Origin of the sequence: Paenibacillus sp. FSL R5-0766 (assembly GCF_037971845.1) — a bacterium.
GTDB lineage: Bacteria > Bacillota > Bacilli > Paenibacillales > Paenibacillaceae > Paenibacillus.
In genome coordinates this window covers 4,466,148-4,492,637 of sequence record NZ_CP150227.1, presented here as the reverse complement: position 1 = coordinate 4,492,637, position 26,490 = coordinate 4,466,148, and the positions used below count along the sequence as shown (strand labels likewise).

Here is a 26,490-nt window from a genome sequence, read left to right as displayed (position 1 = left end):
TTGACAGTAATAAAAGCCTGGGGGCGAGGTTATCTTAAAGGTACGCAATTGGCGACCACCTTTCGTCAAGCGAAAGAAGCAAAGGGAGTGTGACAGCCATTGAATTCCCCCCTCAGGAAGAAATTGCTAGGTCTTTTATTTGCCTTCTTTCTTTGTGTGATTAGCCAGGCCATTCAGCCTGTGCAAAGTTATGCTTCACTGCCGGATGAATTGCAGGTGTTTGCTGGCAGGCAAGCGGATGTCCGGCTCGCTGTACCTGCTGCTTCAAGCGCCGTTGTAGATCGTCCTGATATCGTTGGTTTGGATGATCAGGCAGCGATGCATGTTACCAGGCAACAACCTTTGCATCTTCACCCCCAACAGACGGGACATGCCAAATTAACGTTGAAGTTGTGGGGTAAAATTCCGGTCAAAACAGTCCATGTGAATGTGATACCGGATTTGCGTGTTGTACCCGGGGGTCAAACGATTGGCGTCAAAGTTAAATCGGCAGGCATTCTGGTGGTAGGTCATCATCTGGTACATTCTGGGCAGGATGAGCGTGTATCGCCAGGAGAAACGGCTGGCATTAAGCTCGGAGATCTGATTACTCATATGGATGGTAAACGTCTTGATGGCGTGGCAGGTGTCTCTGAAGCCGTTGAACTTGCAGGTAAAAGTAAAAAGGGTATTGATGTTGTGTTAAAACGTGGTAAGGAAACGGTGAAGACACGATTAACTCCGGCGTATGACTCCGAGGATCAAGCGTGGAGGCTTGGATTGTATATTCGTGATTCTGCAGCCGGTGTTGGCACACTTACCTTCTATGCTCCAGATCAGGGCGTATACGGCGCACTGGGCCATGTGATTACAGATATGAACACACAAACATCTATTGTTGTGGGTAGTGGTCAGATTGTTCAGTCCAATGTGACGTCCATTTCTAAAAGTGAGACCGGTGATCCGGGTGAAAAACGTGCTCATTTCCTCAAGGAAAGCAAAATTTTGGGCAATATTGAACGTAATACGGCTTTTGGCATCTTTGGTAAAATGTCCGGAAATCCTGAGCACAGTTTGTATTCGAAAGGCATTCCCGTCGCTTTTTCTCATGAAGTAAAGGAAGGACCGGCCGAAATACTTACCGTGGTTGACGGTCAACAGGTTGAACGCTTCTCCATTGACATTGTTCACGTGGCAGATCAAACCGAACCAGCAACAAAAGGTCTGGTACTTCGAATCACGGACCCGAAACTGCTGGATAAGACCGGAGGTATTGTTCAAGGGATGAGTGGCAGCCCCATTGTACAAAACGGTAAGTTGATTGGTGCAGTTACTCATGTATTCGTGAATGATCCGAAATCGGGTTACGGTTGCTTCATTGAATGGATGTTACAAGATGCTGGCGTTATGATGAAAAAGGAAAACGATAAGAACCTCAAGGCTGGCTAAACAGCCCTGAGGTTCTTTTTTGTCGAAAGCAAACATAATATATCGGATAATGAAATAAATTATTTATTATATAGGAACAAGAAAAAAAAATAAAGAAAAATAATTTTCGACAGGAGGAATTTAACTCGCTGTGTCGAAAATTAAACGTGTAAGGAAATGTACGAAACGATGTTTAATTTAAAGGAGGATACCGTTTTGCAAAAAAATTGAGGTATTGCTGGCCGATGATAATCGTGAATTTACGAATTTGCTTGCCGAATATATATCTGAGCAGGAAGATATGGAAGTAACCGGTATTGCATACAATGGAGAAGAAGTACTGCAATTGCTGGAGCAAACTCGGGATGTGCCGGATGTATTGATTCTGGATATTATCATGCCTCACCTGGACGGACTGGGTGTGCTTGAGCGCTTGCGCGACCTGAACCTGTCTCCACAGCCTAAAGTCATCATGCTTACGGCATTCGGACAAGAGAATATCACACAGCGTGCCGTGCAACTCGGAGCTTCTTATTATATTCTTAAGCCGTTTGACATGGAAGTGCTTGCGAATCGTGTGCGTCAACTGGTGGGAACACAGACGGCGATGTCCACAAGCAGCGGATCATCCATGTTCATGAAATCATCCAATGTTGTGCCAATGGGCAAACACAAAAATCTGGATGCAAATATTACGTCCATCATACATGAAATCGGCGTTCCTGCGCATATTAAGGGATATCAGTATTTGCGCGAAGCGATTACGATGGTGTATAACAATATCGAAATTTTGGGAGCCATCACCAAAACACTGTATCCGGCGATTGCCGAAAAATTCAAAACCACGCCATCCCGCGTCGAACGTGCCATCCGTCATGCCATTGAAGTGGCATGGACTCGCGGTAACATCGACAGCATCAGCCACTTGTTTGGTTACACGATCAACATCAGCAAGTCGAAGCCGACAAATTCGGAATTCATCGCGATGGTTGCTGACAAGCTGAGAATTGAGCATAAGGTAAGCTGAAAGGGTCAGGAGTAGTGAGTAGGCAAGTAATAGTTTGATTTCATTATATGTTCTAGCCAAATGAATTTTGGCGGCCTATATCTGAACTCGTTCATTTCATGCCGATAAACTTCTGTAATATATGCCAACGAATACCGTCAATTATTGGATTCAAGATATCCAATAATTGACGGTATTTTTGCATAACGAAATAACACAGAACATGATGATGAAATTTAATTTTGCATGATTGTTTCTGAATTTAGAGTTTCTGCATTAAACAAAGCTCCCTATAGCAAAATTCAGAAAAGGAAACAATTCATAAACTTTTACCCTCAGTTAACGCTTTTTCAAGTAGAAAGTGGTACGATGTGACCATTGACAAAGACCTACATATATATTTAAAAAGTTGGATTAGATGCTACGAACAGAGGAGTAGAATAGTATGTTTACGCAAATAGGCCAGATTGCTGAACCAATTCCTGTAGTACAATCTGATACAAGATGTGATATCGTCTATCATCTTTTCAAGTCCAATCCTAGTCTGGAAGGTATAGCTGTTATGGGGGAGAAGGGAGTGTCATTAATGATGCGGCCCCGATTCTTTCAGCAGATTGGCACCCAGTATGGCTATAATCTGTATATGGGACGTCCTGTAGAACTGGTGATGAACACGCAGGCATTGGTCGTGGATTATTCGGAACAGATTACAGATGTCAGTGTTCTAGCCATGGACCGAGATGAAGGAGAAATATATGATCTTGTGTTGGTCACGTCAGGGGAAAGTTTCTTTGGAGCTGTGAGTATTCGACGTTTGCTACTTGCTGTTGCTGATGTACGGGCTGAAATGGCGATTTTTATGAACCCGCTGACTGGTCTTCCAGGTAATCATATCATCGATGAAAGGCTGTCTCAGGCTCTTCAGATGGACCATTTTAGCGTACTGTACGTTGATCTCGATCAATTCAAATCCTACAATGATAGCTACGGATTCAAAATGGGGGATCAGCTTATTCAGGCGACAGCTAACTTGCTTCGCAAGTTATTTGTTCCCCCTGAAGCTTTTCTTGGACATATCGGTGGTGATGATTTTATTACGATCCTGAATCACCATGATTACAAATATATTAGTGAGGAAGTCATCTCAGGTTTTGAGGAAATGAAAAAGACGTTTTACAACGAACATGATTGGCATCATCAATATGTTCTGGGGGAAGGACGCTCCGGGCTGAATCGGCCCATTCCTCTCGTGTCGGTATCCATCGCCGTTGTAACCAATAGCAAGCGAAAATATGAAAACATAGATCAGATAATTGATGAGGCCACACGCATCAAAAAAGGTTGTAAAGCGATTGCTGGCAGTATCATCTGTGCAAATGATACCGCTGGTACTCCGTGCTAGAGATAAGAAATACTCATAGTAGCTACAGCTACAAACGTTAAAGATACAAGAAAAACCGCTATTTATCAGGAGTTATTCACCTGTAATAGCGGTTTATCTATTATGTGATTCGAGTCGAGTGCTGTGTTGCGAAAACACTTCAACCTCATTATGTATACATATAAGTATTTTTAGCAAAGGGTACTCAGATTCGAATATCAACGGATGGATATGAAGCAGCAGGAGATCCAGAGGCCGGAGTTTGCGGACCGTTTCCGGATTCCTGATCTGTGGTTCCGTCGTCGGATGGGTGCTCCTTACTTCCCGTTTTCTTTTCGTCATTAATTTCCTGATCTTCTTCTCCAGATGTTGCAGAGATAGGAGTTTGTGCTGCCTCTTTAGGTGCGGGCTGATGGATCTCTTTCACCAGATCCCCAATCTTTTGATTGACCTTGTTGAGCTGAGAATTGATGTCCTGAACAACCTCTCGTTTTGCCTGAAAGACGGTGCGCTCTGAGTTTTCCAACATCATTGATTTGCCGGGATCGAGATCATTTGTAGGAGGATTAATCTCCAGGACAAGTCGGTCGAAGCGGCTTTCTCCTTCCGTGGTCTGAATGGAGCCCTGCATGCGATCCCGCAAACCGACCAACTTACCCAATTGATCATAAGTCTGACTATGCTTGATCAGGTGATCGAGTGAAGGGGCTTGTGCCTCGTCGGTTGGTTTGGGTTGTTGCTGTTGAGTTTTTTCGGGCTGTCTTAATTTGTTCTTTTCTTGCAATTCTTCAGCTTTAATTTGGGCAATCTGGCTGTCGATCTGGGATATGGAGCTTGTTAAGGATTTAATTCGCTGAGCTTTGGTTTTAGTATCCAACTCGTCATTGGTTTTTACACCTTGCATTTCTTCATTGAGCCGGATCTTCTGCTGCATGAGTCCCTGAATTTCTTTATCCCGATTGGAGACTTGATTCCCGGGGGTGAAACTGCTTTTGGTTGCAGATGAGATTGAATTCATATCCTCTGTTCTCCTTCTACTCTTTATCATGGTTCTATTTACATATATCGGATGTTAAGAGAAGTAATTGAAGATCAATTGCTTCGTTAGAATGGATTCATTTATGTAGGCCTATTTCGGTGAAGCGTTGAATAAAGAAAAAGAATCTGAGACATGGTTAGCCGATTATGACCCCAGAATTGCAGATGCCAAGAAACGGGTCAGTATGGTTATCGTTCCAGAAGCAGAAGTGTCGGTCATGCAGTTCTATGATAATCTGACGCTGAAAGATTTGAACTCCAAACTGGTCTGGAGTTCACTGGATGCCGTTAAGATCAGACGGAGGAATTGGCCGCGTGGTTTAAAAAGGCCTCTGAACAACAATAAAGTAACGAGTACTGTATGATAAGAAGAAATGCAATTCCAGCCTAAAATTACAGTTGATAATGAAAATTATTATCATTTATAATGAAGGTATATTAGTGAACCTCTGCTACGCATATGTTATCAAATGTGTGGCAGAATGATGACCTTGTAAGGCCTTTGTTCCGGGTGAGGCTGGGATTGGAGAGTATTCGATGCAATTAGATGAACAAATGAAATACTGGAATCTTGCCGCTGTTAAGGTTCTGGATATACGCCGGATCGTTATGGAGGCAGGGGAACAACTGAGTTCCTATATACTTCCGGCAAATGGTTTTATATATACGATACGTGGATCGGCTGTGCTTCAGTTGGATGGACAAACATATAAGGCAGAGCGATTTCATATGCTTCATGGGGCGAAAGGATCTTCACTGGATATCCAAACCAACGAAGATTTTGAATATATTCTGCTCTATTACAGAGCATTCCTTGCCTTTCCTAGTTATCGTAAAAAGTGGTTATTGGCACAGCCGGAAGTTGCGCCGTTCTCTTTGCAATATGGATTTGCACCGAGCAGTCCGCTGGGGTTGTTACGTTACCTTGATGAGCTTGAGGGTGCATGGATTCAATCTGGGAGTCTGGATATGCTTCATACAAAAAGTTTATTTTACCAATTCATTCATGAAATGATGGTTCAGTTGGCAGAGCAGGAGATCAAAACAGAGCTTGCTGACCCGGTGAAACAAACACTTCGTTATATACAGAACCATTATAGGGAACAGGTCACGCTTGATTTCCTAGCTGAACAATTCAACTACAGCTCCCGTCATTTATCCATGCAATTCAAACGACAGACGGGTCACAGTCCCATTGATTATTTAATTCAGACTCGAATCGCCAAGGCTCGAAATCTGCTTGTACGATCTGATGCAACGCTGAGTGAAATTGCAGCAGAAGTGGGTTATTCGGATGTGTACTATTTTAGTCGTATCTTCAAAAAACATGTAGGAATCTCGCCGATTCTATATCAACGGAAGATGAGAGCAGAGGGGCGAACAGAGGATCGTCCATTCCGAATCTCTGAATCGTCCATTGGCCTGAATTGGAAGTCGGGATATATTGATTATGAGAATCATTATCAATATATAGACGGAGGGTCTACACCAATGAAAAGAAGAAAAACCAGTTCCAGTATGATTATGGTTGCATTATTGAGCATAACGATGCTGCTCGCAGCCTGTTCTTCAGGTACAGCTACAACAACAACTGCTGGCGAAGGAACAGGTGCCAGTTCCAATAACAGCAGTACGGCCGTGTCATCAGATACAGGAAGCCAAACGAACAAAGACAATGAAACACGCACAGTCTCAACGGTTAAGGGGGATGTGGTTGTTCCAGCAAATCCTAAACGGGTTGTTGTACTATATCTGCAGGGAGACGTCGTTGCGCTTGGAATTAAGCCAATTGCTACATCTGAAGTATTCAACGGGGCTGCCTACAAGAGTGAGCTTGAAGGTGTAAATTCACTAGGCACCTGGTTCGAACCGAATCCTGAAGCTGTCATTGACCTTGATCCGGATCTGATCATTGTTCCTTCAGAAGAGACGTATACGTTGTTAAAGGATATCGCACCTACGGTATATATTCCATACGAGAAAATGACAACAGAAGAAAGACTCCAGAGTATAGCGAGTATTTTTGGCAAAGAACAGGAAGCTGAGACATTAATCAATAATCTTAATAGCAAAGTCGAAGAGAGTAAGCAAACACTAGCAGATGCAGGCATATTGGACAAAACGGTTTCCATTGTGGAGGGCGGTTTGAAAGGTATGGTCGTTGTAGAGAGCAAGCAATATGGCCGAGGATCTCAGGCACTATATGAATACTTGGGGATGAAAGCACCTGAAGTGGTACAAAAGAAAATTGATGTAGTTTCGGAAGCGGGAGGCTCTAATCTATCCATGGAAGTACTGCCTGAATATATCGGGGACTACGTGTTTCGTTCGGTGTATGAAGGGGCAGATAACCTTACGGATGATCCAATATGGAGTAGCATCCCGGCTGTTAAAGAAGGTCGCCTAATTGAAATTGATTTTGATTTCTTCTACTATTCGGATATCTATTCAATCAATAAACAAATTGATTTTGTCGTTGAAAAGCTGTTGGCGGCTCCAAGAGTCCAATAGTAAAGAGCAGATGTGTTCGTAGAATTTTTGTACAAGAAATGTTTGTTTTTTAGCCATTGTAATTTGATAAGATTACCATTACACTAGGAATTAAGTGATAATGATAATCGATATCAAATACTCGATGTTCTGGATCGAATTAACGGAGGTATTTTTAATATGAATCAGCAGTTGGAACTTTATGATGTAACCATTATCGGCGGTGGCCCTGCGGGTATGTACTCTGCCTTTTATAGCGGCATGCGAGATATGAAGACCAAGTTGATTGAGGCACGTGACAGATTGGGAGGTCGCATGCTCTTTTATCCGGAGAAAATGATCTGGGATGTCGGGGGTGTGACGCCAATTCTGTGTGAAGATCTGATCAAACAATTGGAAGAACAGGCACGAACTTTCGAGCCAACCCTCGTATTTGAACAACAGATCGAAGGATTCGAGCGTCAACCTGATGGCACAATTCTGTTAACTTCTGCAACAGGTGAACAACATTGGACACGTACCGTCATTATGGCAATCGGATATGGTATATATAAAATGGCCAAGCTGGAGCTTGAAGGTGCAGACCGTTACGAGGTAAGCAATCTGCACTATACCGTGCAGGAATTGGAGCCTTTCCGCGGTAAACGTGTGCTGATCTCAGGTGGAGGCGACTCTGCTGTGGATTGGGCGAATGAACTGGAAGCACTGGCAGAGCAAGTTACGGTTGTGCATCGTCGTGACCGCTTTGGCGGGTTGGAGCGTAATGTACTGCGTATGAGAGAATCCTCTGTAGATGTGCGTACACCTTATGCGGTAGAGACACTGCATAGTATGAGTGGTGATGTGATTGAACAGGTAACCATCTCACACGTGGATACAGGTGAAACTGAACTGCTTGAAGTCGATGCTGTCATTGTAAACCACGGCATGAAGAGTGACTTTGGTCCAATCCGGGATTGGGGACTTGATCTTGGCGAATGGCATGTCACTACAACGGAGAGATTACAAACCAATATTCCTGGCGTATTTGCCGCAGGTGATTTTGTAGATTATGGTAGCAAACTGTATCTGATTGCTGGAACATTCACTGATGCAGCCTTAGCGGTGAACAGTGCGAAGCTTTATATGGACCCTGAAGCGGAAAAAGTGGCTTATGTTTCTTCCCATAACAGCCGCTTTAAGGAGAAAAATAAAGCCCTTGGTGTTGTAGAAGAATAAAGGTCTGCGATTGGTTATATTAAGATGACTTCGGGTTCATTCCGAAGTCATCTTTTTTGCATAAAATGGGTAATAAGAAGGCATAATGGCACAAGATAGAACACGCTTAGAATTGAACATGAACTACCAAATGTCTATAATAAGGCTGATAAACTGTAGAATGACACTATATAAGTTGAAATAATCATTTACCGTTAACGGAGAGGACAGAAAAAATCTGAAAAAGCGAAGCGGTCGCCTTTATCACCGGATTTTCCCTTAAGAAAAAGGGAATCGAAAAAAATCTGGGGATAACAGCGATTGGAAGATTGTTCTGTCATCGTAGTTTCAGTGTAAATAAACTTTATTTCAACTTATATAGATACAATAACTAGATCAGAGTGGAGTGCAGCGTATGAAAAAGGGATCACAGCCACAACGAGGTTTCACCTTCATCCAGCGGTGGTTCAAACGATCTGATAAAAAAAAGATCAAATGGTCTGAAATGTATCTCGCACTGGCTGGTGCACTTCATCGCTTGTTGGTTGAAGGGCGGCGTGAACGTTCAGCAGCCAAACGGCTGCATCAGGACTTGCCTATTAACGTGTTGGGCGAAATGAAGCTAGAGCCAGGGGATATTGTGTACACGCCAAGCTCGGAATCGACTTATTACGCCGGGCATATGGGCATTATTGGTCTCGACGGCAAGGTGTATCATGTGCACCCTTATGGGCCTGTATTTGCTGATTCATTAGAGTGGTATCTCACGCGATTTTATGAAGGAGATCGTTTCATTGTATTCCGTTCCAGACTGAATGAGGCAGGCATGAAAGCAGCCGGGTGGGTACATGACCATTACAAGCAGGTCAAATTCTACCGTTTGCAGACCAATCTGCGCAGTATTGAGCGCAATTACTGCTCTAAGTTTATATATCAGGCCTATCAGTTCACATCGGGACTGGATCTGTGGAGCCGCAAATTTACCCGAATGAATCAGGGTTATATCTATCCATTTCGAATTGAGCGCTCATCAGAGCTGGACGTTCTGGGAACTTTTTATAAATAAGGCTGGAACCGACTAAAATACTGTTCTTCCAAAAAAAGGAGAGCAGGTTCTGTCGGTTTTTTTTATATGTGTAGAGATTAAAAACAGGAAAAACGCTCAAAACGTCGAATAGATTATGAGATAGGCACGCACAACTTGGAATCGTATACATAAAAAAGGCGAGATGATTTTTAGCCCAGAGAAAAAAATGACTACGAAGTAGACGAACAAGAAAGAGTGAAGCGAGATGAAATGGCCGGGCTTCTTACAACGATTCCGACCGAACAAAAACGTGGTTAAGCTATCGGACTATATCCCAAAAAAGGAAAGGAGGCACTACTGTTCCATATGCAAGAAAAACGTTAAATCGGTCGTGCATTATGCGGCGCCACAGGGAAATGTTTCAGGTGTATGCAGTTCTTGTAAGTCTTTGGCGGATGAACGTGGAATGTTTCCCATTTAATAAGAAGAGATGCGCTCAGGAAATAAGAATTTTTTGATTTATGCGCGTTTTTGTAGTACATTAGCAAATGTATTCGAAGGAGGATTCTAATGTACTCAGGTAGACAAGACGATACTTTATACATCATGACCTACACCTTAAACAGCGGTATCAAGGGTACGGTTCCACTGTCTAATAAGCAGATTATTGAGTGGCTGGATTGCTACAGAAATGAGAAGCGCTTCGTGACCGAAATTGGCAAGGAGTTTTTTGGATTGAATGCAGGATTGGTAGCAGACTTCAAGGTTCAAAACCATTTATCGGATTATCAGCAGACCATTATGCCTACACAGCAGCAGGATAACCTGGAACGCTTGTCCAGTGCTTATAAATCAACCGAGTTATTAATGAAGATTGATTGTAAATGTGGCACGGCTTATGTGACGGAATCCCCATACAAGCGCACAAAATGGTACTGTACAAAGTGTAAAGAGATTGTATTTTTGGATGCCAAAAAAGGAATGGTGGAAACGTCGCGTGGTGACGCTTACTACATGACCAACAAATATTTTGTTTCCCGTGACTAGCGGGAAGTGACTCTGGAAGCATCGCTGCGAAGCGGTGCTTTTTTGTGCGAATGTTTGCTCTATAACAAAAAAAGCCCCAAAGGGCCTTTTTGGAAGATATCAAAAATCTTTTAGCAATTATGATGAGCATTCAACTTTGTGAGGAGGAATGAAGCAGCAACGACAGCGTGGCTCGTAAGCTTCTGAATCGCCAATCATGACAACCGGACCCAAGGTAACAGGCTCCCCATTGACGATACGTTGCGTAAAGGCTGCATCCGGGCTGCCACATACCGCACAGAAAGCCGAGAGTTTCTCAATGTCGTCTGCCATGGCAAGCAAACCACCGACATATCCGAATTCCTTACCACGGTAATCCATATTAAGTCCGTCCACAATGACATGTTTGCCACAATACGCTAACTCCGAGACAAGTTCCATAATGGCACTGCTGAAAAATTGTACTTCATCAAATGCAACAACATCAGCATCTATGGTTTGGTTCAAGATCATTTCTACGGATTCCGGGGTTAATTGCCGGGGAATGGAATGGGCAGGGAGTCGATAACCAATTCGGCTTACGATCTCGTCCTGGGCAAACCGATCATCCTCGGCTGGTTTGTAGGCCACAACCTTTTTACGGCCAAATTGTATTAATTTCTGACAACGGCGAATGAGTTCACCGGATTTTTCACTGAACATGGGTCCAGTAATTACGGTAATACGTCCTGTTTGCACGGTGCTGCTACTCCTCTCACATACGGGATTCAACAAAAAAAGCGACCTTTACAGAGTACCACAAAATCTTTGGAAAGAGCCAGAACTAATCTGCGCAGCTTTGTGTTACTATATGGATTGTTAAGGTATTGGTTACGGCAGCTAGTTAACAGGAGTTGTGAAAAGAGGTGTTTAGTATGAGTGAAGCATTATCATCACTGCAAGCGCAATATGAAAGCCTGAAAGAACAGGGGTCTCTAGATGAAGCGGCGCAGGGATTATTTGCAGAACTGTTCGCAGAAGCGGAAAGACTGCAGACAAGTAACCTTACCTTGCGTAGAACGATCTTGAAGTCTTCTTCCAAAGAATCACGTATGTCTACCAAACTGCGGGATGCCTTATACGAATGACCCGGAGATTACTCCGGGTCCTCTTCTGTCTTTAATTTGCGAGGGAATAGAATACCTGCTGTAATTCTGGCAATCATGGCAAAGGTGAGACCAATGCCTGCAAACATGTAGATCACGGTAAAGGCTTTGCTGAATCCGGTGGTTGGCACAAATTCAGGATGTCCCACCGTAGTCAGGGTAACCGCACAGAAGTATAATGCATCGATCCAGTGCAGGCCTTCAACACGAGTGTAAAACAAAGTGCCTGACAGCAACGTTGCTGCCGTTAAGGCGAACAAAGCCAGAAACTTGGGGTCTTTGAACGCATGGAAAATGCCTTTGAGCAATCGTTGTAACGTGATTAGAAATGATACCATGATGATCCATCCTGTCTATGTAAAGTAAGCGGTGTGTTGTAGAAACACACAAAAAGCCCGGGCTCAAGGAGTCCTTCCGGGCGTCTCTGCTTTTTCGGGTACACTTTTGGACCGGAAACGGGGACCTACATAATTACGCTTGCGGTCACGGAACAGGATCCAGCCTCCCAGAAAACTCATACCTGCGGCAAAAAGGACAAGTCCACCGCCAAAGGAGAGCCATTGGAACCCTGGTGAAATCAGTTCGTTCCCGTGCTCGGCATAATATAGGAACAGGGCATCTTTCATCATCAGAAAACCCTTCATTGCCATTAACCCGGGGATGACCAGAACAACAATTGCCAAGAATCGCGCAAAGACCAATCTTGTATTCATGAGCATTATACCCTTTCTGCCAAAGTCGACATTAAATAAAGGTTACGCTTACAGATCATACCTGATTCCATCATAGCTTGGAATGCATAGGCTGTCCATGTGTGATTGCTTCAAACTTTGAGTTGACCGCTCAAGGAGAGTACAATGGCATATAGAGGTATAAGCTAAACCATGATTTAAGCCATCATAAATTATATTGAAATTTGATTCATAGAGGAGAGCATGAGAGATGCCAATTACATGTGATGTTGCAATTCTTGGAGGAGGGACCGGTGGATATGTAGCCGCGATCCGGGCTGCACAGCTGGGAAAACAGGTCGTTATCATTGAGAAAGACAAGCTTGGCGGTACCTGTCTGCATCGTGGCTGTATTCCGAGTAAGGCTTTGCTGAAAAGTGCGGAAGTATACGCCGAGATCCAGGAGAGCGAGACGTATGGTATCGAGACAGCTGGAGCTACACTTGTATTTCCCAAAGTACAGGCGCGCAAGGATGCAATTGTCGAACAGCTCCATCAGGGCGTTCAGTATTTGATGAAAAAAAATAAAATCCAGGTTGTACACGCGAAAGGTCGCGTCATCGGACCATCCATCTTCTCACCGCAGAGCGGAGCAGTCGCTGTAGAGTTCGAAGATGGCGAGATGGATACGGTTGTACCAACCAATCTCATCATTGCCACTGGTTCGCGTCCACGCGCGCTGCCGGGCCTGGAACCGGACGGCAAGTTTATTATGAGCAGTGACGAAGCCCTGCGTATGGATGAACTTCCTGCATCACTCATCATTGTCGGTGGGGGTGTGATTGGACTGGAGTGGGCATCCATGCTGAATGACTTTGGCGTAGACATCACAGTAGTAGAAGCAGCTGCTCACGTGTTGCCTGCCGAGGATGAAGATATTGCCAAAGAAATGCAGCGATTGCTCAGCAAACGAGGTGTTCGTTTCCTGACAGGTGCCACCGTTCTAACGGAAACATATAACACGGATCAAGAGGGCATCCAGATTGATGTGCAGCTTGGTGAAGATAAGCAGGAAACGCTGAGAGCGGAGAAAATGCTTGTGTCGGTTGGACGTCAAGCTAATGTCGAAAATATCGGACTCGAAAATACAGATATCAAACTGGAGCGTGGATTCATCGCTGTGAACAAACAGTTACAGACCGGTGAAGGTCACATCTACGCCATTGGTGACTGCATCGGCGGTTTGCAGCTTGCACATGCCGCAAGTCATGAAGGTATTCTCGCTGTCGATCATCTGGTGGGCGAAACGGTACATGCCGTAGAATCCCACCGCATCCCACGCTGTGTGTACACACGTCCGGAAGCAGCAAGCATCGGATTCACCGAGCGTGAAGCCAAAGAACGTGGCTATGATATTAAAACAGGCAAGTTTCCATTTTCGGCTATTGGCAAATCGCTTATTCACGGAAGTCGGGATGGATTCGTGAAGGTGATCGCAGATGCCAAGACGAATGATATATTGGGGGTACATATGATTGGCACCCATGTGACGGAATTAATCGCTGAGGCTTCTCTGGCACAGATGCTGGATGCCACACCTTGGGAAGTCGGACAAACCATTCATCCGCACCCTTCTCTGTCGGAAATTATGGGTGAAGCCATGTTGGCGGTCGATGGAAAGGCCATTGGAATGTAAGCCAAACAAACTTATGAGAAAGGTCCTTTCCTTTTTTGGGTAAAAGGGATTATAATAAGGTTAAGCCAAGTCTTAGTACCAGGTTATAAGATCGGGTAGTAAGAGTGGCACAGGCTCTGATTAAAAGGAGGTACCTCATATGAGTTCACAAGGTACTGCAGACGCGGTCCATCGGCATCAACAGCTGGGACTTAGCGATGGTGAAGTATTGGATATGTACAAATACATGCTGCTCGCGCGCAAGTTTGACGAGCGTTGCTTGCTCTTGCAACGGGCTGGCAAAATTAACTTTCACGTATCCGGTGTAGGACAGGAAGCTGCGCAAGTAGGCGCTGCTTTTGGTCTGGATCGGGATCACGATTATTATTTACCTTATTACCGCGATTACGGCTTTGTACTGGCGGTAGGTATGACTCCGCGTGAGTTGATGCTGTCTGCTTTTGCGAAGGCGGAAGATCCGAATAGTGGCGGTCGGCAAATGCCGGGTCACTTCGGCCACAAAAAGCTGCGGATTGTGACGGGTTCCAGCCCGGTTACAACACAGGTTCCGCACGCTGTTGGATTTGCGCTGGCTGCCAAAATGAAAAAGCAGGAATTTGTTTCTTTTGTTACGTTTGGCGAAGGATCAAGCAATCAGGGTGACTTCCATGAGGGAGCCAACTTTGCAGGTGTGCATAAATTGCCTGTCATTATTATGTGTGAGAACAATCAATATGCAATTTCGGTACCGATTCACAAACAGCTGAGCGGCAAAATATCCGATCGAGCACAAGGATACGGGTTCCCTGGACTGCGTGTAGATGGTAACGATGCATTAGAAGTATATGCTGCAGTGAAGGAAGCGCGTCGCCGTGCTATAGCCGGGGAAGGCCCGACACTGATTGAAGCGATGATGTATCGGTTGTCACCTCATTCCACCTCCGATAATGATCTGGCTTACCGGACCAAAGAGGAAGTTGAGGAGAACTGGAAGAAAGATGGCGTTCCTCGCATGAAGAACTACTTGATCGATTGCGGCATCTGGGACGAAGCCCGTGATGCGGATCTGGCTTCCCAGCTTGCGATGGAAATGAAAGAAGCAACTGAATATGCAGACAACGCGCCATATCCTAAACCTGAGGACACTCTGACGCACGTTTATGCGGACAGCGAAGAAGGGGGACGGTAAGGATGGCAGTGATGGAATATATTGATGCAATCCGTCTCGCGATGAAAGAAGAGATGGAACGGGATGAGAATGTTTTTATCCTTGGTGAAGACGTAGGTCTCAAAGGTGGTGTGTTTACCACAACTAAAGGGCTGCAAGATCAGTTTGGCGAAATGCGAGTGATGGACACACCTTTGTCTGAATCCGCTATTGCAGGTGTTGCCATTGGTGCAGCGATGTATGGCATGAAGCCAATTGCCGAAATGCAATATTCGGACTTCATGTTGCCGGCAACCAACCAGATCATTAGTGAAGCGGCGAAGATTCGCTATCGTTCCAACAATGACTGGAGCTGTCCGATTGTTATCCGCGCGCCGATTGGTGGCGGGATCTTCGGTGGGTTATATCACTCCCAATGTCCGGAATCGATTTTCTTTGGTACACCTGGTCTGAAAATTATAGCTCCCTACTCGGCATACGATGCCAAGGGACTGCTTAAGGCCGCTATTCGTGACCCGGACCCGGTACTTTTTTTTGAAAATAAAAAATGCTACAAACTTATCAAGGAAGATGTGCCTGAAGATGATTACATCGTTCCAATTGGTAAGGCCAATGTACTTCGTGAGGGTGCGGATATTACGGTGATCGGTTACAGCCAGCCGCTGCATTTTGTTATGCAGGCTGCTGAGGAGCTGGAGCGTGAAGAAGGCATTACAGCACACGTTCTGGATCTGCGCACATTGCAGCCGTTGGATCGTGAAGCGATTATTGCTTCCGCTCGTCTGACAGGTAAAGTGCTGATTGTACACGAAGATAACAAAACCGGTGGTGTAGGTGCCGAAGTTGCCGCGATTATTAGTGAGGAATGTCTATTTGAACTGGATGCACCGATTCAGCGTCTCTGCGGACCTGACGTGCCGGCCATGCCAATTAGCCCAACATTGGAGAAATTCTACATGCTGAGCAAAGACAAAGCCAAAGCAGCAATGCGTACACTTGCCGAGTTTTAATTTTGTTTTTTGGATCGTTTAAAAGTAAAGTTTGGAGTGATAATCAAATGGCTGAACGTATGAAATGGATCGAGGTCATTATGCCGCAGTTGGCGGAATCGCTGGTCTCGGCTACCATAGGCAAATGGTTGAAAAAACCGGGCGACCGTGTGGAACAGTACGAGCCGATCTGTGAAGTAATCACTGATAAAGTTAATGCCGAGATTCCATCCACTGTGGATGGAATTATGGGTGACCTTTTGGTGGAAGAGGGAACAACGATTGCTGTTGGTGAAGCAATCTGCCGCATGCAGGTCGCAGCTTCTGACGAAGAAGCGGCTGAGCAAGTAACACAAGTATCGCAGCAACAGGAGCAAGTGCAGCAACATGCGAGCCCCACTCCTCTTGCCGCGTCAAATACAGCAGGACATGATCCGAACCAGCCGATGCGTAATCGGTATTCCCCAGCAGTGCAATCCTTGGCAGCAGAGCATGGCTTGAACTTGCAAAGCATCCAAGGCACCGGTGCCGGTGGTCGTATTACCCGCAAAGATGTGCTGACATTTGTTGCACAGGGAGGTAACGCGGTTGGATCGTCTGCACCAGCATCATCTCCTGTAGCACAGCATACACCTTCTAGTATGCCGTCTGCTTCTCCATTCAGCGGAGTGAATCGTGGAAATGGAGAAATGGGTTTGACCGCTGGAGAAGCGATCTCAGCGTCCGATGCAGGTGTTCCTGTGAGACATTCAGGCATTCATCTAACCGAAAGTCCGAAAATTCCACAGATCGAAGTGGAAGGTGGCGGCCAGGGAAGATCGGAGTATTTCATCGATGTTACCCCTGTGCGTAATGCCATTGCCCGGAATATGCGTCAAAGCGTATCGGAAATCCCGCATGCATGGACAATGATCGAAGTGGATGTAACCAATCTTGTGATGCTGCGCAATAAACTCAAGGATGAATTCAAGCGTAAGGAAGGCATCAATCTGACATATCTGTCCTTCATGATGAAGGGAGTCGTTAACGCGATTAAAGACTACCCAATCATGAACTCGGTATGGGCAGTGGACAAAATTATCGTCAAACGGGACATCAACTTGTCCATGGCGGTAGGAACCGAAGATTCTGTACTGACACCCGTAATCAAACATGCCGATCAGCGTAATATCGCAGGTCTGGCCCGTGAAGTGGATGAACTGGCTCGCAAAACACGTGAAGGTACGTTGAAGCTGGACCATATGCAAGGGGGTACGTTCACGGTGAACAACACAGGTTCATTTGGTTCGATCCTGTCCCAGCCAATCATTAACTATCCGCAGGCAGCGATTCTTACATTCGAGTCGATTGTCAAGAAACCAGTGGTTATTAATGATATGATCGCTGTTCGCTCGATGGCTAACTTGTGTCTGTCGCTGGATCACCGAATTCTGGATGGTGTAATCAGCGGACGGTTCTTGCAACGTGTCAAAGAAAACCTTGAAGGATACACCATGGAGAGCAAGGTGTATTAAGTAAATAGTTGTTGGGAAAGTGTATGTGCCGGAGGCCGTGCACTTTTCCTGCTGTCTACGGACAAGTGCTCAATAGTACATTGAACCTGAAGCAGAAGGGTGTGGGGAATCATGAGCAAGCCGCTGGATGTTGCATACATACCGATGCTTGATTATGAAGAGGCTTGGAACCGCCAGAAAGCGATTGTGCAGCGATTGGACGAGGGCGAGGGAGCGGAGCAGATGCTTCTTTTACAGCATCCCCCAACGTATACGATCGGCTCACAGAATCATCCGGAGCATCTACTTCTCAGTCCGGAAGAGTTGCGAGAGCAAGGGATTTCCTTGTTTCAAATTGACCGTGGCGGTGATATTACTTATCATGGCCCGGGCCAGTTGGTAGGTTACCCGTTATTGATTCTTGGTCGGGATGAAGACCTGGATCTGCACGGCTATTTACGGAAACTTGAGCAGGTACTTATGGATTATCTCGCAGACCAGGGCATTGAAGCCGGACGCAAAGAGGGTTACACAGGTGTGTGGATTGGCGATATGAAGATCGCTGCAATTGGAATCAAGTTTAATCGTTGCAAACACCGCCGAGGTTTTGTAACCAGTCACGGGTTTGCTTTTAACATCAGCTCAGGCATTCAACATGCAGGTTTTCAGGGGATTGTTCCTTGTGGGATAGAGCAGTATGGCGTTACCTCACTGGAGGATATAACGGGTAAGTCCTATGCAGTGGAGCAGGTAGCGCAGGAAATTGTTCCGTACTTTAATCGTATTTTTCCATATCAGATTAATTGGGTCACGGAAAAAGAAGCCCTTCAACGTCTGTAAACAGATCGTCGAAAGGCTTTGGGTTGCTATCCGAACAACAACGGTTCGAGAGCTATGAAAAGGGTGGACCCGATCATGGCGATCAGCATGAGATAGATGATGATTTTGAACCATTTCTTTTTTTGCATGATGAGAGAACTCCTTTCAACATAAAGTGTGTGTTCAAAAAGACTGGTTTTCAGTACCAAGAAGATGGGATGAAGCTAGAAATGGAGTAGCGGAGCGTAGGGAAAACTACGTGAGCAACCACAATGTTTCCAAAGGAAACATACTTCGTAAGCCTCCCGCTTATTTCGATTGAATTCCATATTCGATGCTGATGATGCCGCCAGGCATCCTTCGTAATCAAAAGCAGACTTTTTGAACAACCTCATTAAAGTAAACAAGCCATAGTAATTGTATTGTACCGTATCCACGAGAGGGAGGAAAGTCCTATGATTAAACAACAACGTGTTATCGATCAGTTCATGGAACTGGTGCAGATTGATAGTGAAACGAAAAATGAACAGAACATCTCGAAGGTGTTAAAAGAGCAGTTTACAGATCTTGGGCTTCATGTCTATGAGGATGATACCATGGAGCAAACCGGACATGGCGCCGGAAACCTCGTCATTACCTGGGAAGCCGAAGGAACTGAAGGGGTTGCACCGATCTTTTTCACATGTCATATGGACACCGTGACGCCGGGACAGGGAATCAAGCCTGAACTGGGTGAAGATGGCTGGATTCGCAGTGATGGAACAACGATCCTGGGAGCAGATGACAAAGCAGGGATTGCGGCATTGTTTGAAGCGATTCGTGTGATCCAGGAAAACAAGATTCCACATGGTAAAATTCAATTTGTCATTACGGTCGGCGAAGAGTCTGGACTGGTGGGTGCACGTGCCATGAATCCGAAGGATATCGATGCCGAGTTCGGTTATGCGCTGGATTCTAATGGAGCTGTAGGTACGATCTGTGTTGCTGCACCAGCCAGAGCTGAAATTCAAATGAGCATCTATGGTAAGTCCGCCCATGCGGGCGTGAACCCGGAAGACGGGATCAGCGCCATTCAGGTTGCAGCCAAAGCGATTGCAGCCATGACACTGGGCAGAATTGATGATGAGACGACAGCGAACATCGGTAAATTCCAAGGTGGATCAGCACTCAACGTGGTATGTGACTTTGTACAGCTTGAAGCGGAAGCTCGCAGTATTGTGCAGGAGAAAGTTGAATTGCAGGTTGCACAGATGCGTGACGCGTTGGAAACGACATGTCGCAAATACGGTGCAACAGCTGAATTCAGAAGTGAGATCCTCTACCCTGCATTTGGTTTCCATGATGAACACGAAGTTGTACAGCTTGCACAGCGTGCCATCCGCAGTATTGGGCTGGAGACAAGTACGTTTGCTTCCGGTGGTGGCAGTGATGCCAATATCTTTAACGGATTCGACCTTCCGACAGTGAATCTAGCGGTAGGGTATGAGGATATCCATACAACCAAAGAACGTATTCGTGCCGAAGACATTGTGAAGTTATCCCAAGTAGTCGTGGCTATTATTCAGGAAACGGCAGCTGACAAGAAATAATATAGAGCACATGTTACCTCACATGTTGTTAGACAAAAGTCCGAACCCGGTCTATCTGTATCGGATTCGGACTTTTTGTGAATTCATGTTATATTTCAAGGGAGAAGAATCGTTAATTTAGGGTCAATTTGAATCAATGGATGAATGGATCGATGACCGATTCATTTGCGTCCAGCGAGCAGATCGACTAACTTGGCATCCGGGCCCCACTCGCGCAACCATTGCTTGAGTATGAGCTGCACTTGCCGGGCTTGTCCTACCACGTGTACGGATTGAGGCGTCATATAACTGTTCATCGAAAGTCCCCCTGATTCGTTTATATTTGCTGTGAGAATTCTATACGCTCACCATATGCCCAAAATCAGAAAATTATACATTCACCAAATATATAAATTGAGCTAATCCTTTACACAAGAACGGAGAGGACAGAAATAACCAAGAGAAGCGGTGCGTTCGCCTAAAAGCTTTCTGAAAGAAAGCTGCATCGTAAGCATAAGCTATCACCAAATTTTATCTATTAGTAAAGAAATCAAAAAAATCTGGGGATAACAGCGATCGAAGGGTTGTTCTGTCATTGGAGTGGTTAGTGTAAATATTTTTAGTCCATTTATATATAATCCTACGATATGGAGTTGAAGAACCAATGAAACCAAACCAATCTGCCCAATCCATCCACGCAACGCAACCTGCCAATCCAAAACTGGATGAAGTGACCGTATCCACTAAGCCAATCTTCGAGGGCAAAGTGATTTCACTTCAAGTCGATACCGTTAAACTACCGAATGGCCAGACGGCTACACGTGAGATAATCCGGCATCCTGGAGCGGTAGCTGTACTCGCTCTGAATGGGGATCGCATGCTTGTTGTGGATCAGTATCGTCAGGCAATGGGACGCACCGAAGTGGAGATTCCTGCGGGAAAACTGGACCCGGGAGAAGAGCCGGAAGTTGCCGCAGCACGTGAATTGCGAGAAGAGACGGGATATGTAGCCAAGTCGCTGCGTCATTTGCGTTCGTTCTACACGTCACCGGGGTTCGCAGATGAGATCATTCATCTATACATCGCTGAAGAGTTGGAAGCAGGGGACATGGCACTGGACGAAGATGAATTCCTTGAAGTTGCCGAAATAACTCTGGAGGAAGCCTACGCTCTCATGGATGAGAATCGGATTAGTGATGCCAAAACGATGATGGCTGTATACGCGTGGGACCTCTACAGAACGACAGGACGGTTCTAGGCATGCAAGACGAACTGGAAACGTCCACGACGTGGGAGCCCTGTTATACAGACCTGCATATTCACATCGGACGAACCTCTCGCGGTGAGGCTGTTAAAATCAGCGGCAGTCGTGATCTGACATTTGAGAATATTGCCCGGGAAGCATCGGATCGCAAAGGAATTCATTTGCTTGGTGTTATTGATTGTCATTCTCCGGTTGTACAGATGGATATCGAGCAATTGCTGGAGAGTGGTACCATGTCCGAGATTGATGGCGGAGGTATTGCCTACCAGGACACCACCATTTTGTTGGGTACAGAGATTGAGCTGCGCGAGCCTGGAATGCGTGAGTTCCATATGCTGGCGTATTTCCGTGATCTGAAAACGATGAAGTCCTTCACGGACTGGATGAAACGTTATATGAAAAATGTGAATCTCAGTTCTCAGCGGGTGTACGTGCCCGCTCTAGAGATGCAAGCCGAGATTAAGGCACGTGGCGGGCTTATTGTGCCTGCACATGTATTTACACCGCATAAAGGCATCTATGGCAGTACTGCGCCCCGTATGGGCGATGTACTGGATACCCGTCTCGTGGATGCTGTCGAGCTGGGCTTAAGCTCTGATTCATCCATGGCCAGTTATATTCGGGAGTTGGACCATGTACCGTTTCTAACCAATTCGGATGCTCATTCGCTCGGTAAGATTGGACGGGAGTATAATGAACTGCAAGTGGCTGCACCTTCTTTTGATGAGTTCCGTATGGCACTCCAAGGAGAAGCCGGCAGGAAAATTGCGGCCAATTATGGACTTAATCCAAGGTTGGGCAAATATCATCGTACCTACTGTGCAGCATGTGGCAGCATTATGGATGAGCAAGCCATGTCAGCAGAGCGTTGTCCGCACTGTGGCAGTCTGAAGCTGGTGCAGGGGGTGCTGGATCGCATCCTGGCGATCTCTGATCGAGAGAGTCCTCATGTTCCTGCAAACAGACCAGCCTATCATTATCAGGTACCACTGGAGTTCATCCCCGGACTTGGCAAAGCCAAACTTCGCCAGCTACTGGACCATTTTGGTACAGAAATGAACGTACTTCATCGCACGCGTGAGGAAGAACTTGCTGCGGTTGTTGGACCTGTGCTGGCAGGCTTGATTGTGGCTGCACGGAACGGACAACTGGAGCTGTCCTCCGGAGGTGGCGGTACGTACGGAAAGGTTGCTGTTCAGGTGAAATCTTCAGATTAGATAAATTGAACTAAACATTTACACAAAACGGAGGTGACAGAAAGAACCTGAAGAAGCGGAGCTAAAAGCTTTCTGAAAGAAAGCTGCATCGGAAGCATATGCTTCGCCTTTATCCCCGGATTTCCCCTTTAAAAAGGAATGAAAAAAATCTGGGGATAACAGCGATCGAAAGGTTGTTCTGTCATCGTAGTGACCCGTGTAAATACTCCTAGGTGCAACTGATAAAGCTTCACTTCACGTAGAGCCAATCTGGACAAGAAGTCATACAGGTGCATTCCGGTTCATAAGAATGACTATGAGGATGTAAATGAGAATCCTTGCAGCATGATACCGGAAAGGGGACTCGTACCTGTATGCGCTCTTCCTACTTTACATTTAAAGGTCAGACTTCGTTATATGTATTCGTGGCTGTCTTGTTTCTGGTCGGCGTGATTTTTGGCGCGCTCATGGTCAACGCATTGTCTCTTGAGCAACGTCAGGATCTGGAGGGTTATCTCGGCAATTTCTTCATGACCGTGCAGCACAGTGCACAAGTGACTGAGACCGGGGCATATTGGGACATTGCCATGCTCCATCTGAAATGGGTGGGTCTGATCTTTATTCTGGGTTTATCCGTCGTTGGACTGCCCGGTATACTGGTTCTGGATTTTCTGAAAGGTGTGCTCATTGGATTCACGGTAGGGTACCTTGTTGGGCAGTATTCTTGGAAAGGGCTTCTGTTTGCATTGGTGTCCGTGGCACCGCATAATCTATTTGTCATTCCGATCCTCCTGATCTGCAGTGTGGCGGCGATGACGTTCTCGTTATACATCATTCGCAATCGTGTTTTGATGCAGCGAACACCTGGTCGACAAAGGCCTTTTGCTTCATATATAGTTTTAACTTTGGTTATGGCTGCATTGCTGCTCGGCGTGGCGTCTTTTGAAACATGGGTTACACCTGCGATGATGCGTTGGGTCACGCCAATGTTACTACCGGCCTAACGTGCACCGTATAGTGTAAAATGTTGACTTTAATTACGCACTCCCCCTATAATGAAAAGAGTGGGTTAAGTTGCAGTGTGCAGTGATTTCCTAGGGGGAGGGAGAAAATGGAAGCACGGATTGATAAAATTAAGCAGCAACTACAGTCCCAAGGATATAAATTAACGCCCCAGCGGGAAGCCACCTTAAGAGTACTTCTTGAGAATGAAGAAGATCATCTGAGCGCAGAAGATGTATTCATGCTCGTTAAAGAAAAGGCTCCCGAAATCGGTCTGGCAACCGTGTACCGTACCCTCGAACTGCTGAGTGAGCTGCATGTTGTAGAGAAAATCAACTTCGGCGACGGTGTAGCGCGTTATGATCTGCGCGGAGATACATCCAAGCATCACCATCATCACTTAATCTGTGTTCAATGCGGAAGTATGGATGAAATACGTGAAGACTGGCTTGGACCGCTTGAAGAGCGTTTGGAGCGGGAATTCAACTTTTCGGTAGTAGATCACCGACTGGACTTTCATGGAATTTGTTATCGTTGCAAAGCTAAAAATGAACAGAAACCCAAAGATGAAGAATAACATAGCATATCTTCAAGCTCTCACCGGCGGTTTTGACGGGAGAGCTTTTTTGGCACCGGACATGATCTGGAGTTTCGCCCGAATGGCATAAACCTGTGTTTATGGACATATCCTGATTCAAGGACAATACCGGATTCGAATCAGGAGGGGACACGCCCATGATTATATCAGTGCGGAGAGGGCTCCGTTTTATTCGATTTATCATAGTTTTTGCCGCATTAGTTTATCTGTTCTATCATGTTCTGGATCTGTTTAATGGCTGGATCTCACCTGTGGATCAGTATCAGATGCCAACTGGCAATGCAATCAAAGTATTTCAGGAAACGGATTGGCCGGGTAATGGAGAAGGACGTCCTACGATGGCAGAGCGTCTCCGTTTGTTCTATTGGTACGGGGAGTAGCTTCGAACAGCCAGGGATGCAAATACGGGAGCAGTCTGCCAGAGCGGCAGATCTGTCAGTTGAGGAGCGTTGTACATGAAACAGACGATACACGCCTATGCCTTATACTTGGAAGATGATAAAGGGATGTCGAGCAGCACGCTTGAATCGTATCTCCGAGACGTGGACAAGTTCATTGAATTTGCTGATAAGGAATATGGCATACGCGAAGCCGATCAGGTCAGACGCACACATGTCGTCCTGTTTGCAGGTCAGCTCAAACAGGCAGGACGTGCCAATGCAACCATTGCCCGCAGCATCGTATCTCTGCGCTCCTACTTTCATTTTTTGATGCGGCGGGGTGATATCATACAGGACCCTACGTTTGATGTGGAAGCTCCCAAGGCGGACAAGACGCCACCACAGGTGTTAAGTATCCAAGAGATCGAACAACTGCTGACAGCGCCTGATATTCGTTCACCGCAGGGTGTGAGAGATCGAGCGATGCTTGAACTATTATATGCTACAGGTATTCGGGTATCGGAACTGATTGCCCTTGACATTCGGGATGTACAGGCAGGCATGCGCTTTATACGATGCGGTGGGGCGGGCAAGGAACGCATCCTTCCCATCGGTGCACCAGCAGCTCATTGGGCAAGTGTGTATGTGGAGGAATTCCGCAATAAGTTGCTCAAAACCGATTCGGACGAGCAGGCACTATTCGTGAATGTATCTGGTAGGCGTTTAACCCGGCAGGGCTTCTGGAAGCTGCTCAAAAAAGCGGCGGTGGACGCAGGAATCTCGGAAGAAATTACGCCGCATACGCTGCGTCATTCGTTTGCAGCACACCTGATTGCCAATGGGGCGGATACACGTGCGGTTCAAGACATGCTGGGTCACGTGGAGCAGCCCGGACAACAATATGGCAATCATGGTCGCAAAACCATGAAAGAAATCTATGAAACCCATCATCCAAGGGCAAGATAGATTTTGACGCATGGCATTCACAAATAAATGCGGAACATTGGGCCGATTTAGGATAAAATAAATTGAATACATCCAAACGCCGTTATACATAAGACGGATCGTTTCAACTCAAGGAGGAACATACATCGCATGACAGCATTAAACCAACAAATGATTTCGGAAGCAGCATCTTATATTCAAAGCAAAAGCTCCATCAAGCCGGAAGTCGGTTTGATTTTGGGTTCAGGTCTTGGCGTACTGGCAGAACTGATTGAAGATGGCGTAAGTATTGCTTATCAGGATATTCCCCATTTTCCAGTGTCCACAGTAGAAGGACATGAAGGTGAACTATTGGTCGGAACCATTAAAGGTCGTCCAGTTGTGATGATGAAAGGCCGCTTCCACATGTACGAAGGATATGGTCCGGAATTGACAGCTTTCCCGGTACGGGTTATGAAAGAACTGGGTGTAAGCAGCCTGCTTGTAACCAATGCTGCGGGCGGCGTGAATACGTCGTATGAAGCTGGAGACTTGATGCTGATCTCTGATCACTTGAATCTCACAGGCAAAAATCCACTGATCGGACCAAATGACGCTGCACTGGGCGTGCGTTTCCCTGATCTGTCCGAAGCATATAGCCGCCGTTTGCGTGCGCTGGCGAAGGATACGGCCGCATCACAAGGTTTTAACGTACGTGAAGGGGTATACGCAGGTATGCTCGGTCCGAACTATGAGACACCGGCAGAGATCAGAATGCTGCGTACACTGGGCGCAGACGCAGTGGGCATGTCCACTGTATCTGAAGTGATTGTGGCACGCCACGCGGGCCTGGAAGTACTCGGTATTTCCTGTATCAGCAACATGGCTGCCGGAATTCTGGACCAGCCGTTGTCACATGATGAGGTTATGGAGACGACGGAACGTGTGCGTGAGTCGTTCCTGGCGCTGGTAGTGGCAGTTATTCCACAAATGTAAGCAAGATTTGAGTAGAGAAGGTTACCTCTT

The 26,490-nt window shown here is 46.0% G+C and carries 28 protein-coding genes; 22 read left to right on the top strand and 6 right to left on the bottom strand.

The features are described 5' to 3' along the window. The first annotated feature begins 99 nt into the window (after nucleotides 1-99). From spoIVB to MKY66_RS19410, 3 genes are all read left to right on the top strand, one after another. Entirely contained in the window at nucleotides 100-1,428 is a 1,329-nt protein-coding gene (gene spoIVB, locus MKY66_RS19420; protein ID WP_076215808.1) for a SpoIVB peptidase, read from the top strand. Between the two features lie 187 nt (nucleotides 1,429-1,615). Beyond that, a complete protein-coding gene (gene spo0A, locus MKY66_RS19415; protein WP_237175719.1) occupies nucleotides 1,616-2,434 on the top strand; it encodes a sporulation transcription factor Spo0A in 819 nt (272 codons plus the stop codon). A 424-nt stretch (nucleotides 2,435-2,858) separates the two neighbouring features. Beyond that, entirely contained in the window at nucleotides 2,859-3,815 is a 957-nt protein-coding gene (locus tag MKY66_RS19410) for a GGDEF domain-containing protein (protein ID WP_076215811.1), read from the top strand. A 184-nt stretch (nucleotides 3,816-3,999) separates the two neighbouring features. On the opposite strand, the gene MKY66_RS19405 is transcribed toward MKY66_RS19410, so the two are convergent. Then, complete coding sequence (locus MKY66_RS19405) at nucleotides 4,000-4,812, bottom strand: FlxA-like family protein (protein WP_076215814.1); 813 nt, start codon at nucleotides 4,810-4,812, stop codon at nucleotides 4,000-4,002. A 127-nt stretch (nucleotides 4,813-4,939) separates the two neighbouring features. Between MKY66_RS19405 and MKY66_RS19400 the strand changes: the two genes are divergently transcribed. The 5 genes from MKY66_RS19400 (at nucleotide 4,940) to MKY66_RS19380 (ending at nucleotide 10,593) form a co-directional block, all read left to right on the top strand. Continuing rightward, nucleotides 4,940-5,197 carry a hypothetical protein gene (locus MKY66_RS19400; protein WP_076215817.1) on the top strand — a complete coding sequence of 86 codons (258 nt, stop codon included), beginning with the start codon at nucleotides 4,940-4,942 and terminating at the stop codon, nucleotides 5,195-5,197. Nucleotides 5,198-5,369: 172 nt separating this feature from the next. Next, the gene (locus MKY66_RS19395) at nucleotides 5,370-7,343 is read left to right on the top strand and encodes an AraC family transcriptional regulator (protein ID WP_076215820.1); all 1,974 of its coding nucleotides are present in this window, start codon (nucleotides 5,370-5,372) and stop codon (nucleotides 7,341-7,343) included. A 159-nt stretch (nucleotides 7,344-7,502) separates the two neighbouring features. Continuing rightward, nucleotides 7,503-8,540, top strand: a complete 1,038-nt coding sequence (locus tag MKY66_RS19390; protein WP_017687612.1) for an NAD(P)/FAD-dependent oxidoreductase — start codon at nucleotides 7,503-7,505, stop codon at nucleotides 8,538-8,540. Nucleotides 8,541-8,934: 394 nt separating this feature from the next. Beyond that, a complete protein-coding gene (locus MKY66_RS19385; RefSeq protein ID WP_036672336.1) occupies nucleotides 8,935-9,585 on the top strand; it encodes a hypothetical protein in 651 nt (216 codons plus the stop codon). A gap of 531 nt (nucleotides 9,586-10,116) precedes the next feature. Next, a complete protein-coding gene (locus MKY66_RS19380) occupies nucleotides 10,117-10,593 on the top strand; it encodes a hypothetical protein (protein WP_017687614.1) in 477 nt (158 codons plus the stop codon). A gap of 117 nt (nucleotides 10,594-10,710) precedes the next feature. Here the strand turns inward: MKY66_RS19380 and MKY66_RS19375 are convergent, their stop codons facing one another. After that, nucleotides 10,711-11,310 carry a thymidine kinase gene (locus tag MKY66_RS19375; protein WP_062835251.1) on the bottom strand — a complete coding sequence of 200 codons (600 nt, stop codon included), beginning with the start codon at nucleotides 11,308-11,310 and terminating at the stop codon, nucleotides 10,711-10,713. A 176-nt stretch (nucleotides 11,311-11,486) separates the two neighbouring features. Between MKY66_RS19375 and MKY66_RS19370 the strand changes: the two genes are divergently transcribed. Continuing rightward, nucleotides 11,487-11,699, top strand: coding sequence for a hypothetical protein (locus MKY66_RS19370; RefSeq protein ID WP_076215823.1), 213 nt, complete (start codon nucleotides 11,487-11,489; stop codon nucleotides 11,697-11,699). Nucleotides 11,700-11,707: 8 nt separating this feature from the next. On the opposite strand, the gene MKY66_RS19365 is transcribed toward MKY66_RS19370, so the two are convergent. Both MKY66_RS19365 and MKY66_RS19360 read right to left on the bottom strand, forming a co-directional pair. Continuing rightward, entirely contained in the window at nucleotides 11,708-12,055 is a 348-nt protein-coding gene (locus MKY66_RS19365; RefSeq protein ID WP_036607883.1) for a potassium channel family protein, read from the bottom strand. Between the two features lie 63 nt (nucleotides 12,056-12,118). Further along, nucleotides 12,119-12,430: a DUF2627 domain-containing protein gene (locus MKY66_RS19360; protein WP_036607881.1), complete on the bottom strand. Its 312-nt coding sequence runs from the start codon at nucleotides 12,428-12,430 to the stop codon at nucleotides 12,119-12,121. Nucleotides 12,431-12,659: 229 nt separating this feature from the next. Between MKY66_RS19360 and lpdA the strand changes: the two genes are divergently transcribed. From lpdA to lipB, 5 genes are all read left to right on the top strand, one after another. Then, entirely contained in the window at nucleotides 12,660-14,084 is a 1,425-nt protein-coding gene (gene lpdA / locus MKY66_RS19355; RefSeq protein WP_076215825.1) for a dihydrolipoyl dehydrogenase, read from the top strand. Between the two features lie 139 nt (nucleotides 14,085-14,223). Further along, complete coding sequence (locus MKY66_RS19350) at nucleotides 14,224-15,252, top strand: thiamine pyrophosphate-dependent dehydrogenase E1 component subunit alpha (protein WP_036607878.1); 1,029 nt, start codon at nucleotides 14,224-14,226, stop codon at nucleotides 15,250-15,252. 2 nt (nucleotides 15,253-15,254) lie between these two features. Then, entirely contained in the window at nucleotides 15,255-16,241 is a 987-nt protein-coding gene (locus MKY66_RS19345; protein ID WP_017687621.1) for an alpha-ketoacid dehydrogenase subunit beta, read from the top strand. Between the two features lie 47 nt (nucleotides 16,242-16,288). Continuing rightward, nucleotides 16,289-17,734, top strand: coding sequence for a dihydrolipoamide acetyltransferase family protein (locus tag MKY66_RS19340; RefSeq protein ID WP_076215828.1), 1,446 nt, complete (start codon nucleotides 16,289-16,291; stop codon nucleotides 17,732-17,734). 111 nt (nucleotides 17,735-17,845) lie between these two features. Then, nucleotides 17,846-18,553: a lipoyl(octanoyl) transferase LipB gene (gene lipB / locus MKY66_RS19335; protein ID WP_036607873.1), complete on the top strand. Its 708-nt coding sequence runs from the start codon at nucleotides 17,846-17,848 to the stop codon at nucleotides 18,551-18,553. 26 nt (nucleotides 18,554-18,579) lie between these two features. Here lipB and prli42 read toward each other — a convergent pair whose 3' ends face one another. Further along, on the bottom strand, nucleotides 18,580-18,681 hold the full coding sequence (gene prli42 / locus MKY66_RS19330; RefSeq protein ID WP_017687624.1) for a stressosome-associated protein Prli42: 102 nt from the start codon (nucleotides 18,679-18,681) through the stop codon (nucleotides 18,580-18,582). A gap of 306 nt (nucleotides 18,682-18,987) precedes the next feature. Here prli42 and MKY66_RS19325 point away from each other — a divergent pair, with 306 nt between their 5' ends. Beyond that, complete coding sequence (locus MKY66_RS19325) at nucleotides 18,988-20,121, top strand: M20/M25/M40 family metallo-hydrolase (protein WP_047843589.1); 1,134 nt, start codon at nucleotides 18,988-18,990, stop codon at nucleotides 20,119-20,121. 161 nt (nucleotides 20,122-20,282) lie between these two features. On the opposite strand, the gene mciZ is transcribed toward MKY66_RS19325, so the two are convergent. Next, complete coding sequence (gene mciZ / locus MKY66_RS19320) at nucleotides 20,283-20,417, bottom strand: Z-ring formation inhibitor MciZ (protein ID WP_091028853.1); 135 nt, start codon at nucleotides 20,415-20,417, stop codon at nucleotides 20,283-20,285. A 347-nt stretch (nucleotides 20,418-20,764) separates the two neighbouring features. On the opposite strand from mciZ, the gene MKY66_RS19315 reads away from it, so the two are divergent. From MKY66_RS19315 to MKY66_RS19285, 7 genes are all read left to right on the top strand, one after another. Further along, nucleotides 20,765-21,358 carry an NUDIX hydrolase gene (locus tag MKY66_RS19315; protein WP_076215831.1) on the top strand — a complete coding sequence of 198 codons (594 nt, stop codon included), beginning with the start codon at nucleotides 20,765-20,767 and terminating at the stop codon, nucleotides 21,356-21,358. 2 nt (nucleotides 21,359-21,360) lie between these two features. Then, nucleotides 21,361-22,581, top strand: coding sequence for an endonuclease Q family protein (locus MKY66_RS19310; RefSeq protein ID WP_076215833.1), 1,221 nt, complete (start codon nucleotides 21,361-21,363; stop codon nucleotides 22,579-22,581). A gap of 353 nt (nucleotides 22,582-22,934) precedes the next feature. Then, entirely contained in the window at nucleotides 22,935-23,564 is a 630-nt protein-coding gene (gene spoIIM, locus MKY66_RS19305; protein ID WP_017687629.1) for a stage II sporulation protein M, read from the top strand. A gap of 107 nt (nucleotides 23,565-23,671) precedes the next feature. Then, nucleotides 23,672-24,139 carry a Fur family transcriptional regulator gene (locus MKY66_RS19300; protein WP_036607866.1) on the top strand — a complete coding sequence of 156 codons (468 nt, stop codon included), beginning with the start codon at nucleotides 23,672-23,674 and terminating at the stop codon, nucleotides 24,137-24,139. A 158-nt stretch (nucleotides 24,140-24,297) separates the two neighbouring features. After that, on the top strand, nucleotides 24,298-24,540 hold the full coding sequence (locus tag MKY66_RS19295) for a DUF4227 family protein (protein WP_076215836.1): 243 nt from the start codon (nucleotides 24,298-24,300) through the stop codon (nucleotides 24,538-24,540). 75 nt (nucleotides 24,541-24,615) lie between these two features. Continuing rightward, nucleotides 24,616-25,506, top strand: coding sequence for a tyrosine recombinase (locus MKY66_RS19290; RefSeq protein ID WP_076215839.1), 891 nt, complete (start codon nucleotides 24,616-24,618; stop codon nucleotides 25,504-25,506). A 129-nt stretch (nucleotides 25,507-25,635) separates the two neighbouring features. Then, complete coding sequence (locus MKY66_RS19285) at nucleotides 25,636-26,460, top strand: purine-nucleoside phosphorylase (RefSeq protein ID WP_036607861.1); 825 nt, start codon at nucleotides 25,636-25,638, stop codon at nucleotides 26,458-26,460. Nucleotides 26,461-26,490 lie beyond the last annotated feature (30 nt).